Raw genomic sequence first — 11,698 nt, forward strand, 5'->3', positions numbered from 1 at the left:
CGGAGCCCGCAGGCGACGCGGTGGCGGGCCCGCCACCGGACCCCGCCCGCCCGCGTCGGGCCGCGAGGCCGCGGCCCAGGTCCGGGAGATGGCCGAGCGGCTGGGCAACGCCTTCGAGCTGTCGTCCCGCATGGAGAGGGAGGCCCGGTCGGAGGAGGCCGACCGTGAGACGGCCACCACGCGTCCGAGGACGGCCCCCCGCCCCGGCACCGACACCGGCGCTGACACCGGCACCGGCACCGGCACCGGCATCGGCACTGGCACCGGCCCCCGGGCCGTCGACGCGGAGGCCGCTCCCGCCGGGCCCGTCTCCGCCGACGGCCGGAACTCCGATGATCGCTTCACACCGCACCCCGAGCCCGCCCCGGTCCCTGCCTCCGCCCCGGTCCTTGCCCCCGCTCCCGTCGTCCCCTCCGCTCCCGGCGACGGTGCGGACCCCGCGCGCCGCGGTGTCGCCGTGCCGGGGCGGTCCATGGCCGACCCGGCCCGCGACGGTGAACTGCGGCGCACCTTCCCCGCGCTGCCGGCACGGCCGCAGGATGCCGCCGGGTTCGCCGGGACGTGGTGGGGCAACGCCTGGATCGCCGCGCTGGAGGACACGGCGCTCGACGCGGCGCGGCTCGCGCGGGGCGAGGCGTACGCGCGCAGAGGGCGCGTCGACGCCATCACCGTCACGCCGGGCCTGGTGCTCGCCTACGTGCACGGGAGCCGCCCGCGGCCGTACCGGGTACAGATCCGGATGCGTACGCTCCGGGACGACGACTGGGACCGGTTCCTCGACACCGCCGCCGAACGGCCGGGCCACATCGCGGCGTTGCTCGACAAGGACCTGCCCCAGGCGCTCGCCGACAGCGGGGCGGACCTGCTCCCCGGCCCCGGCGATCTCGTCCCGCGCTGCAGCTGCCCCGACTCCGGGCACCCCTGCAAGCACGCCGCCGCCCTCTGCTACCAGACCGCACGGCTGCTGGACGAGGACCCGTTCGTGCTCCTCCTGCTGCGCGGCCGGGGCGAGCGCGAACTGCTGGACGCGCTGTCGCGGCGCAACGCCACCCTGGCGGCCCGTTCGACCCGTTCGGCCCGGCAGGCGGGGGAGCCCGCGCTGCCCGGCGTGCTCGCCCGCGAGACCGTGCACGCCCGGGTGCTGCCGCCCCTGCCGGCCCCGCTGCCGCCTCCCGCACATCCGGAGCAGCCCCCGGCCTACCCCGCGTCGCCCGGTGGCCCCGACCCGTTCGCGCTGGACCAGCTGGCCACCGACGCGGCAGCCCGTGCGCACGCGCTGCTGACCACGGGCCGCGACCCGCTCGCCGGACTGACGCTCTGGCAGGACGCCGTCCGGCTCGCCGCCACCCGTCCGGGTTCCGGCCTCACCGCGACCACCCGCGCCCTCTACGCGTCCCTGGCCGCAGCCGCGGGCCGCACCCCGGCTGACCTGGCCCGCGCGGTCGCCGCGTGGCGCCAGGGCGGGAGCGGGGGGCTCGCCGCCCTCGAAGAGGCATGGGACCCGCCGGCAGGCCGTTTCGACCGGGCCCGCCCGCTCCTCCTCGCGGCCGACCTCCCCGCTTTCCGGCCCTGGCGCAACCACCTCACCCACCCCCGCGGCCACCTGCAGCTCCGCCTGGGCCACGACGGCCTCTGGTACGCCTACGAGTCGGAACCGGGCCACGACGACTGGTGGCCCCGCGGCACCCCCGACCTCGACCCGGTCGGCGCCCTCACCGGCCTCGGCCCGCCCACCGGCGTCTGAACACGGGCCGCGGCCGGCCCTTCCCGGCCCGGACCGCGGCGACGAACTGCCGCGAATCACGGGCGAGTCGGCGTGCGGGCTCGTACCATGGCGCCCATGATCCTCAGTGAGTGCCGCCACGCCCCGCGGTTCCGCGTGCGCACGCCGCACGGCTGTTGTTGATCCTCGTCGAGCACACGCCGACCCGGCGGCGGTGACCGGCGGCGGATTTCGCCCCGGCCGAGACCGCGCCCGGCCCGGCCGCACCCCCGATCCACCCCCGGGCACAGCCGCGTCCCGAAAGTCCGGCGGGCACCGAAGACCCCGCCCGCCGCGTTCTGCCGTACCCGGCACCCGATGCCACCCGGCACCCGATGCCGCCCGTCCCCCCTCACCCCCACACCCTCCGCACGCATGCCCGTGAACCCTCCGAGAGGCAGGAACCCGCCCATGCCCCACAACGGACCCTCCACCGACGAGTCCAACGAGTCCGGCGAGTCCGCCTACGACCGCCGCAGACTCCGGCAGTGGCTCGCGGGCGAAGCCCGGGCCGACGGCGTCGAGCGCCGCGACCTGCTCCGCCTGCTCGCCGCCGCCGGACTGGCCACGACGGCCACCGTGGCCGGCACCGGTTTCGCCGCGCCCGCCCCGGCAGCCCCCGCGGCTGCCGAACGCGCCGAGGACACCGTGGCCGCCGCCGCGGCCCCGGGCATCGTCAAGCCCCTGCCCGAAGCCTGGTTCACCACCCGAGGCACGAACGCGGAGACCAGGTTCGAGGCGCTGGCCGGCACGGGGCACCACACCCCCACGGACCGCTTCTTCGTCCGGAACCACACCTCCACGCCCGTCCTGGACGCGAGCGCCTGGACCCTCACCGTCTGGGGGGACGGCCTGGTGCGGGGCCGCGCCGCCGAGTTCACGCTCGACGACCTGAAGCGGCTGCCCGCCACCACCCGCAGCGCGTTCGTGGAGTGCGCGGGCAACGGCCGCAGCCTCTTCACGACGCAGCAGGGCCAGAGCGTGTCCGGTACGGCCTGGACCCTGGGGGCGATCGGCGCGGCCCGCTGGCGCGGCGTACGGCTCGGCGAGGTGCTGCGCCGCGCCGGCCTGGGCCGGGACGCCGTGGACGTCCTGCCCCGCGGCCTGGACGCCGACTACGTCACGGCGGACGGCACGAACCTGGGCCGGGTCCGCCGCCCGCTGCCGCTGGCGAAGGCCCTGGACGACGTGCTGCTCGCGTACGAGATGAACGGCGAGCCGCTCCCGCCGGACCACGGACACCCCGTACGGGTCCTCGTGCCGTCCTGGACGGGTATCGCGTCGATCAAGTGGGTCGGCGACATCGAGGTCTCCGCCCAGCCGCTGTACTCGCCCTGGAACACCGACTTCTACCGGCTGTTCGGCGCCGCGTACCCGGAGGGCGGCAGCGCCCCGCTCACCCGTCAGACCCTCAAGAGCGCCTTCGAACTCCCGTGGAACGCGAGCCTGGCGGCCGCCGCCGACCACCGTCTCACCGGCCGCTCCTGGTCGGGCGCGGGCAGGATCGCACGCGTCGACGTGAGCACCGACGGCGGCACGACCTGGCGACGCGCCCGCCTCCACGACACCCCGCGCCGCGCCGACTGGGTGCGCTGGTCCGCCGACTGGCGTCCGGCGGCCCCGGGGGCGTACACGCTCCTGGCGCGTGCGACGGACACGACGGGCCGCACCCAGCCGAGGACCACCGTCCACAACACCCAGGGCTATCTTTTCGACGCGGTCGTCCGACACCCGGTCCAGGCCGTGTGACCTGCCGCGCGGCCCGCCGCACGACATGTGGCGGCCGCGTGCAGGGAGCGTGGACGAACCCGGCCCGTTTCCGTGACCGCAGGTGCGGAAGTTAGCGTGGAGCGGTGAGTGAGATGAAGTATCCCGCCCTCCAGTACCGCTTCGACGGCCCCGAGGACGCCCCCGTGCTGATCCTCGGTCCCTCGCTCGGCACGACCTGGCACATGTGGGATCGTCAGGTTCCGGAACTGACCAAGCAGTGGCGGGTCTTCCGCTTCGACCTGCCGGGGCACGGTGGCGCGCCCGCGCATCCGGCCGGCTCGGTCACCGAGCTGGCCGAGCGGCTGCTCGCCACCCTCGACGGGCTCGGTGTCCAGCGGTTCGGCTACGCGGGCTGCGCGCTCGGCGGCGCCGTGGGCGCCGAACTCGCGCTGCGCCGGCCGGACCGCCTCGCCTCGCTCACCCTGATCGCGGCCTCCCCGCGCTTCGGTACGGCCGACGAGTTCCGCCAGCGCGGCGTGATCGTACGGTCGAACGGTCTGGACCCCATCGCGCGGACGTCCCCCGAGCGCTGGTTCACGAGCGGGTTCGCCGCGGCGCAGCCCGCGATCACCGAGTGGGCCGTGCAGATGGTGCGCACCACGGATCCCGGCTGCTACATCGCCGCGTGCGAGGCGCTCGCGGCCTTCGACATCCGCGCCGAACTCGGCCGGATCGGGGTGCCGACGCTCGTCCTGGTCGGTTCGGACGACCAGGTGACCGGTCCCGCCGAGGCCCGCACCCTGGTCGCCGGGATACCGGACGCCCGCCTCGCGGTAGTGCCCGGTGCCTCCCACCTGGTCCCCGTGGAACAGCCCGCCGCGGTCACGGACCTCCTCGTGCGCCACTTCTCCACCGCCTGGCAGCAGCCGGCCTACGACTCGTCCACCGGGCAGATGGCGGTCGTGGTCCCCCAGGCGAACCAGCTGAACCAGATGGGCCAGGTGGGCCAGACAGGTCAGGTGGGCCAGGCGAAGCACGCGGCCGCCGTGCCGCAGCAGACCTCGCCCGTCGCGGAGATCGCGCCCGCCCCCCAGCCCGAGGCGACCGTGGGCCGGGCCGACCCGTACGACGCGGGCCTCAAGGTCCGCCGTGAGGTGCTGGGGGACGCCCATGTGGACCGGGCGCTGGCAGGGGCCGACGACTTCTCCGGGGACTTCCAGGAGTTCATCACCCGGTACGCGTGGGGTGAGATCTGGAACCGGCCCGGCCTGGACCGGCGCTCGCGCAGCTGTGTCACGCTCACCGCCCTGGTGGCGGGTGGCCACCTCGACGAGCTGGCCTTCCACACCCGGGCCGCCCTCCGCAACGGCCTCACGCCGGTCGAGATCAAGGAGGTGCTCCTCCAGGCGGCCGTCTACTGCGGCGTACCGGCGGCGAACAGCGCCTTCAAGGTGGCCCAGCAGGTCATCCGCGAGGAGACCACACCGCAGGAGTGACGCGGCAGTGAGGCGGGAGCGACGCGGGAGCGGGTGCCGGGAGCGGGTGCCGGGAACGGGGCACCCGCGGTGGGCCCGCGCCGGTGCCCGGAGGCAGGATGGGGACCATGAAGCTCACGAAGAAGTCGCACGCCTGCGTCCGCCTGGAGAAGGACGGCCGCGTCCTCGTCATCGACCCCGGTGCCTTCAGCGAGGCGGACGCCGCGATGGGCGCGGACGCGATCCTCGTCACGCACGAGCATCCCGACCACTTCAGCGAAGGACACCTGCGGGCCGGTCTGGAAGCGAATCCCGGGGCGGAGATCTGGACCCTCAGGTCCGTCGCCGACCAGCTCTCGGCCGCGTTCCCGGGCCGGGTGCACACGGTCGGGCACGGCGACGCTTTCACCGCCGCGGGCTTCGACGTGCAGGTCCACGGCGAACTGCACGCCGTGATCCACCCCGACATCCCGCGCGTCACCAACGTCGGCTACCTCGTCGACGGCGGACGCGTCTTCCACCCGGGCGACGCCCTCACGGTCCCCGGCCGGGCGGTCGAGACGCTGATGCTCCCGGTGATGGCCCCCTGGAACAAGATCTCCGAGGTCATCGACTACGTCAGGGAGGTGCGGCCCCAGCGGGCGTACGACATCCACGACGCCCTGCTCACCGACCTGGCGCGCCCGATCTACGACCGTCAGATCGGTGCCCTGGGCGGCTCCGAGCACCTGCGGCTGGCACCGGGCGAGACGGCCGACCTCTGACCTCTGACTGCCACGCTCTCCGCCTGCCGCGGCCTGCGACTGTCGCGACCTCCGGCTGTCACAGCCGCCGGGTAGGTTGTGCCCATGCGTATCGCCACCTGGAACGTGAACTCGATCACCGCCCGTCTGCCGAGGCTGCTGCCCTGGCTGGAGAGCAGCGGCACGGACGTGCTGTGCATCCAGGAGACGAAGACCAACGCCGAGCAGTTCCCGTCCGAGCAGCTCCGGGAGCTGGGCTACGAGTCCGCGGTGAACGCGACGGGGCGGTGGAACGGAGTGGCGGTGGTGTCCCGGGTGGGCCTGGAGGACGTCGTCAAGGGCCTGCCCGGCGACCCCGGCTACGAGGGCGTCGAGGAGCCCCGGGCGGTCCGCGCGACCTGCGGCCCGGTACGCGTCTGGTCGGTCTACGTGCCGAACGGCCGCGAGGTGGGCCACCCGCACTACGCGTACAAGCTCCAGTGGTTCGAGGCGCTGAAGGCGGCCGTCGCGGACGACGCGGCCGGCAGCCGCCCGTTCGCGGTGCTGGGCGACTACAACGTGGCGCCGACGGACGACGACGTCTTCGACCGGTCCCTCTTCGAAGGCTCCACGCACGTCACCGGGCCCGAGCGCGCCGCCCTCGCCGCCCTGCGCGAAACCGGCCTCACGGACGTGGTCCCGCGCCCCCTGAAGTACGACCACCCGTTCACGTACTGGGACTACCGCCAGCTCGGCTTCCCCAAGAACCGCGGCATGCGCATCGACCTGGTCTACGGCAACGCCCCCTTCGCCAAGGCGGTGACGGACGCCTACGTGGACCGGGACGAGCGGAAGGGCAAGGGCGCCTCGGACCACGCCCCGGTCGTGGTCGACCTGGACGTCTAGCCCCGTCGGCCGCGCACAGCCGGCCCGGGTCCCGGACCGGCACCCGGGCCGGGACCCGCTCACGCCCCGACGGCACCCGGCGACGTCCGACAGCATCCGGCAGCGCCCTGCTCCCGGCCCGGTTCGTACCCCGGGGGCCCCGCCCCTACAGCATCCCCAGATCCACGGACTCCGCCAGCGCGGCGAGCCCCGCCTCCCCGGGATGCAGATGGTCTCCGCTGTCGTAGGCGGGAAGCATCCGGGCGGGATCCCCCGGATCCCGCAGCACCGCGTCGAAGTCGAGCACACCGTCGAACGCGGCGGCCCCGGAGTCGGACCGGATCCACCGGTTCACGGCCGCCCGCTCCGCGTCCGCGGCGGCGGTGCACCGGGCCTCCCCGGCGCAGGGCGCGATCGTCGCGGCCAGCACCCGCAGCCCGCGACCGCGCGCCCGCTCGGCGACGGTCCGCAGCCCCTCCACGACCTGTTCCGCGCTCGCCCCCCACCGCACGTCGTTGACCCCCTGGAAGACCACGGCCGTCCGTACGGACGTCTGCGCCAGGACATCCCGGTCCAGCCGGTGCAGCGCGCTCACCCCGCCCGTGTCGGCGGAGACCCCGTCACCGGTGTACCGGTCCGTGACCACGCGGTTCGCCGAGATGCCGTGGTTGAGCACCCCGTAGCGCGGCACCGCCTCCTGCTCCCGCAGCCGGTCGGCCAGCAGATCGGGCCAGCGCCGGTTCGCGTCCCGCGTCGACTTCTCGCCGTCCGTGATCGAGTCGCCGAGCAGCACCACGGACCCGGGCCCGCCCGCCACGTCGACCCCGGTCAGCAGGGGCCAGTTGAGGATCGTGGAGGTGTACGCGTCCGGGGCGGCGTCCGCCGCGTGGTCACCGGGCTCGCTCACGTACGACTGCTGCACGGCCAGACTGTGCACGGGCGCCGCCGTCACCGTCCCCGGCAGGTGGAGACTCACCAGCAGATTGCTGTCCGGGGGTACGTCGAACCCCAGCGGATCGCTGAACACCTGGGTCCCGGCCGGGATCCCGGTGGCGGCGGAGCCCCGGAAGGACAACGGCACGGGCTCACCGAGGGACTTCGCCCCGGACGCCTGAACGGCCACCGTCGCGCTGCCGACCCGCACGGGGGCCGCCGCGAACGTGTTGTCGAGCCGGATCCGCACGCGCGGCCCGCCCGCGGAGGTGTGCACCACCAGGCGCAGCGTCCGGTCCGTCCACGGCCCGACCGCCGTGTAGCCGGAGGTCGACGCGGCCCAACTGCCGGTCCAGCCACGGCTTTCGGCACGTACCGACAGCGCGAAGACATGCAGGTCGCCGTTGCGCGGCAGCGTCACGGAGTCCACCGCGCGCCCCCGGGCGAGCGGCACGGTCACGACGTACAGCCGTGCCTTCTCGGCGAGTTGGCCGCCGGGCGTGTTGACGTGGGGCAGTGCCACGGCCTTGGTGGCGAGCGGGCCGCCGCGCCAGTCCGGCGCGGTCAGCCGGTAGGAGGAGCGCGAACCGTCGCGGTACCGCACCACGCCCGTGCCGCTCTCCTCGCCGCCGCCGGTGCCCGCGACGAGGAGGGCGAGCGCGTCACCGCTGCCGCGCACCCGGACGGACTGGCCGTCGGCGCGTACGTTGTCGGGTGTGCCCGGCGCGCTGCGGGGCCAGGTCAGGTCGGCGCCCCGGACCGTCAGCGAGCGGCCCGGCACCCATCCGGCGGCGCTCAGGTCCTGCGCCGACAGGGAGGCGCCGGAGCCGTCGAAGTCGGCACCGGCGGGCCGCGCGTCGTCGCTCACGGCCGTGTTGTCGAAGAGCCGCTCCAGCGGCAGCGGCCGCTGCCCGGCCTGCCTCGCCTGCCCGGCCTGCCTCGCCTGCCCGGCCTGCCTCGCCTGCCCGGCCTGCCCGGCCTGCGCTTCCTGCCGGGTCGGCCCGGCCTGGGGCACGGCCGTCGCCGGAGCCGTCACGGCCGTCGACAGCAGCGTCAGAGCGACGGCGGTACCCCACACATGTCGGCACACACCGACTCCTCAGCTGACGAAACGACAGATGCACCGTGAAGCTAAGGAGCCAGCGGGGACGCGTCAATGAGGCAGGCGCGAACTGCGTGCGAACTCCCCGGGAACAGGCGCTCCGCGCGCCCTGTGGTGCATGCGGTCATACGGATGAAAGGCTGGGCGTATGAACATCCCTTTCCTGGGCAACTGGCGCAAGAAGCGGGACCCCGCCGGAGGGGCCGAGGCATTCCCGGAGGGCGGGAACGACCACGAGGGGGTGGCCGGGCTGCTCTCCGAATGCGAACTGCTGCGCTCCCAGGCCCACCGGGCGGGGATCGAACTCGATGACACCGTGGCCTCGTTGGAGGCCCTCGACCAGCTGCTGCCGCGCTGGCGCGACGACGAGGAGAGCCTGACCTGGCTCGGCAACGACGCGGGCCTCTACCTCGGCACGGTCATCGTGCGCACGGTCCCCGGCGCGGTCTGGGAGGTCTGGCGCGACGGCCGACCGGTGGTGCGCCTGGCGTCGGGCCGGGAGATCGACGTGGTCGTCTCGGGGCACGAGTGGGCGGCCAGCGGCGTTCCCGAACTGTCGCAGCTGTACGCCGAGGTGGCGGAGTCGTAGCCGTCTGGTCTGCACCAATGACGGTTTAAATACGGCTAATGCCCGAAAAGTGCGTGTCGCGGCTTCGGGGCACCCCGCTGTGGATAGTTTGCGGCCATCCCGACACTGCTGAGAGTGGGTAGGGCTGAGCATGGCCGTCAATCCTTTGATCGAGCTGCGTGACGTCAACAAGTACTTCGGCGAACTGCACGTCCTGCGGGACATCGACCTCAAGGCACTCGCGAAGGTCCGTGCCGAGGCCGGAATGGTCTTCCAGTCCTCCAACCTCCTCGGGCACCGGGCGGTCCTGCAGAACGCCTCGCCGGCGCAGGTGGAGGCGCGCGGCCGCGAGAGGGGCGAGGCCGACAGGCGCTCGCTCGAACTGCCCGGCCGGGTGGGTCCGATCCCGCGGGCGCGGAAGTACCCGGCGCAGCTCTCGGGAGGTCGGCGGCAGCGCGTGGCGATCGCCCGCGCCCTCACCACGGACCCCGGGGTGCCCCTCTTCGACGAGCCGACCTCGGCGCTCGGCCCGGAGATAGTCGACGAGGTCCTGGAGGTCCTGGAGATCATGCGGCAGCTCGCGCGTGACGGCATGACGACGGTCGTGGTCACCCACGGGATGGGATTCGCGCGCTCGGCTGCCCGTCGTGCCGTCTTCACGGCCGATGGCACCGATGGCACCGATGGTGCCGATGGTGCCGACGGCGAGGACCGCACCCCGGAGGCGTTCTTCACCGACCCGCGCAGCGACCACGCGAAGGACTTCCTCTCCAAAACCCTCACACACTGAACGGGGCGGCGTGATCATGATCCGTACGGCGCGTGCACGCCCTGTCCCGGCGGTGTCCGACGTTTTCCCCGGGACCGCCGCGCGCGGCCCGCACACCCCGGACGGCGCCCGCGGCGGGACCCGGTGCGCCGTCCGGGGGTGCGGGGCCGGCTCCGGTCCCCGGCCCGCGGGCGGGGTTCCGTCAGGCCGAGGGGGCGGCCGCGCCGGGCCTGGACTACGCTGTGTCGTTCGTCCCCGAGGCGACGGAGGCTGCCGAAGGCGCCTCGGCCGGCCCGGGGACGCTGCTGCCGGGCACGCGGTGGCGAGGGGCAGTGGCCCGTCCGGCAGCAGCCGGAGATCACTGCTCGCGCGGCGGGACCGACGGGTACGACGAGTCGGCCGCCGGCGAGCGGAAGGTCAGCTGCGAGCCGGTCGGGTTGTGCTCCACGCCCCGGCGGAATCCTTCAGGAGGCCCGGTGGGCGCTCCGGGCGGACGCCGCCGGTGCCGCGGGCGGCGGGGTCCGCGCGGCGCGGACGACATCGGCGACCGGTCCGACGGCGTCCGGCCCGTACGCCCGGGAGTTCACGACCGTCAGGGGCAGGGCGGATACGAGCGCAGGCCGGAACGCCTCCTGGCCTTCACCGCCATCGCCGTAACCCTCATACGCCACCGTAGGCCGGCCGGGTGGAACAGCGTCTCACGGGAGGACGACGTCGCGGCCGGGGCCGCCTTCGAGGGCGTCCTTCCCGGTGCCGCCGCAGACGAGGTCGTCGCCGCCTTCGCCGTCCAGCGTGTCGTTGCCGGGGCCGCCGAGGAGGACGTCGCGGCCGTCCCCGCCCATGGCGTGGTCGTCGCCGGGGCCGGCGTGCACGGTGTCGTCACCGCCGTAGCCCTCGATCATGTCGTCGCCCCGGCCGCCCCACATCCGCTGGTCGCCGCTGTCACCCATCAGGTGGTCCGTGCCGTCGCCGCCGTGCAGGGCGGCAGGTCCCATGACCATGTCATTCCCCGCGCCGCCCAGCACGGTGCGCGCGGTGTGGGCGTGCAGTTCGTCGTCGCCGGGGCCGCCGCCGACGGTGCCGATCCCGGGGTCGAAGGCGGCGATCGTGTCGTCGCCGTCGCCGAGGAAGGCGTCGATCCTGTCGGGCCGGGCGCTGTCGGCGGGCAGTTCGCAGACGACGGAGGTGGTGTCCTCGGCTCCGGAGTACGCACAGTGGTCGCCCGGTGCGAGCGGGACCACGTCCCTGAAGCCGATCCGCCGGATCCCGTCGCTGGTGTACATGGAGAATATGCTGAGGTCGTTGGTCTGCCCTGCGGCGGCGGTGAAAACGATCGACTGAGTCGCCCAGTCGGCTCCGACACGGGCCTTCGCCTCAGTGGCGGTGGCGGCGGTTGCCGGGCCGACGGCGAGGCCGGCGGTGAACAGGAGCACGGCGACCGCGCTGACGGCGGCTCGGGTTCGGTTCATGAGACCTCATCTCGGTGGAGCGGCGGTGGGCCGACCTGCTCGGCGTGGTGCGGCCGGGGACCGGGCGACCCCGGTGGTGAAGGCAGTCTCCCCTGCCGGCCCGGATCCGCAAGACCGCGAACTGACGCGGCGTCACGGTAGGCCGATGTCCCGTCGGATGTGGCGGTCGGGCTTCTCCGGTGCGGGAGTGCCCGCGATCGAGCCCTCGTTTTCCGGTCCCGGGAAAGGTTCCGACTCCTGGTTCACGGCAGATTCCCTGCTCATCGCCCGCCCCGGTAATCAACTCCGTTTGTTTCATTGACA

General features: G+C 74.3%; 9 protein-coding genes. 7 read left to right on the top strand and 2 right to left on the bottom strand.

Features of this window, described 5'->3' with window-relative positions; genetic code table 11:
- The 5 genes from KM933_RS37600 to KM933_RS37620 all read left to right on the top strand — a co-directional run.
- Positions 1-1,744: SWIM zinc finger family protein (locus KM933_RS37600; RefSeq protein ID WP_260334794.1), on the top strand; the 1,744-nt coding region annotated here is incomplete at its 5' end.
- Positions 1,745-2,173: 429 nt separating this feature from the next.
- Positions 2,174-3,511, top strand: coding sequence for a sulfite oxidase (locus tag KM933_RS37605; RefSeq protein ID WP_221361684.1), 1,338 nt, complete (start codon positions 2,174-2,176; stop codon positions 3,509-3,511).
- 113 nt (positions 3,512-3,624) lie between these two features.
- A complete protein-coding gene (pcaDC, locus tag KM933_RS37610) occupies positions 3,625-4,968 on the top strand; it encodes a bifunctional 3-oxoadipate enol-lactonase/4-carboxymuconolactone decarboxylase PcaDC (RefSeq protein WP_221361696.1) in 1,344 nt (447 codons plus the stop codon).
- A gap of 107 nt (positions 4,969-5,075) precedes the next feature.
- Complete coding sequence (locus tag KM933_RS37615) at positions 5,076-5,711, top strand: MBL fold metallo-hydrolase (protein WP_221361686.1); 636 nt, start codon at positions 5,076-5,078, stop codon at positions 5,709-5,711.
- Positions 5,712-5,795: 84 nt separating this feature from the next.
- Positions 5,796-6,575, top strand: a complete 780-nt coding sequence (locus tag KM933_RS37620; protein ID WP_221361688.1) for an exodeoxyribonuclease III — start codon at positions 5,796-5,798, stop codon at positions 6,573-6,575.
- A 145-nt stretch (positions 6,576-6,720) separates the two neighbouring features.
- Here the strand turns inward: KM933_RS37620 and KM933_RS37625 are convergent, their stop codons facing one another.
- Positions 6,721-8,577 carry an SGNH/GDSL hydrolase family protein gene (locus tag KM933_RS37625; RefSeq protein ID WP_308013676.1) on the bottom strand — a complete coding sequence of 619 codons (1,857 nt, stop codon included), beginning with the start codon at positions 8,575-8,577 and terminating at the stop codon, positions 6,721-6,723.
- Between the two features lie 160 nt (positions 8,578-8,737).
- Here KM933_RS37625 and KM933_RS37630 point away from each other — a divergent pair, with 160 nt between their 5' ends.
- Positions 8,738-9,178, top strand: a complete 441-nt coding sequence (locus KM933_RS37630) for a DUF6278 family protein (RefSeq protein WP_221361691.1) — start codon at positions 8,738-8,740, stop codon at positions 9,176-9,178.
- Between the two features lie 130 nt (positions 9,179-9,308).
- Positions 9,309-9,947, top strand: coding sequence for an ATP-binding cassette domain-containing protein (locus KM933_RS37635; RefSeq protein ID WP_221361692.1), 639 nt, complete (start codon positions 9,309-9,311; stop codon positions 9,945-9,947).
- A gap of 677 nt (positions 9,948-10,624) precedes the next feature.
- On the opposite strand, the gene KM933_RS37640 is transcribed toward KM933_RS37635, so the two are convergent.
- Entirely contained in the window at positions 10,625-11,395 is a 771-nt protein-coding gene (locus KM933_RS37640; RefSeq protein ID WP_221361694.1) for a calcium-binding protein, read from the bottom strand.
- Positions 11,396-11,698 lie beyond the last annotated feature (303 nt).

This window comes from Streptomyces beigongshangae, assembly GCF_019710745.1.
Classification (GTDB): domain Bacteria; phylum Actinomycetota; class Actinomycetes; order Streptomycetales; family Streptomycetaceae; genus Streptomyces; species Streptomyces beigongshangae.

Coding starts and splice junctions, on each gene's coding strand:
- pcaDC (WP_221361696.1), top strand. CDS start 3,625: ATGAAGTATCCCGCCCTCCAGTACCGCTTCGACGGCCCCGAGGACGCC.
- KM933_RS37635 (WP_221361692.1), top strand. CDS start 9,309: ATGGCCGTCAATCCTTTGATCGAGCTGCGTGACGTCAACAAGTACTTC.
- KM933_RS37620 (WP_221361688.1), top strand. CDS start 5,796: ATGCGTATCGCCACCTGGAACGTGAACTCGATCACCGCCCGTCTGCCG.
- KM933_RS37605 (WP_221361684.1), top strand. CDS start 2,174: ATGCCCCACAACGGACCCTCCACCGACGAGTCCAACGAGTCCGGCGAG.
- KM933_RS37630 (WP_221361691.1), top strand. CDS start 8,738: ATGAACATCCCTTTCCTGGGCAACTGGCGCAAGAAGCGGGACCCCGCC.
- KM933_RS37615 (WP_221361686.1), top strand. CDS start 5,076: ATGAAGCTCACGAAGAAGTCGCACGCCTGCGTCCGCCTGGAGAAGGAC.
- KM933_RS37640 (WP_221361694.1), bottom strand. CDS start 11,395: ATGAACCGAACCCGAGCCGCCGTCAGCGCGGTCGCCGTGCTCCTGTTC.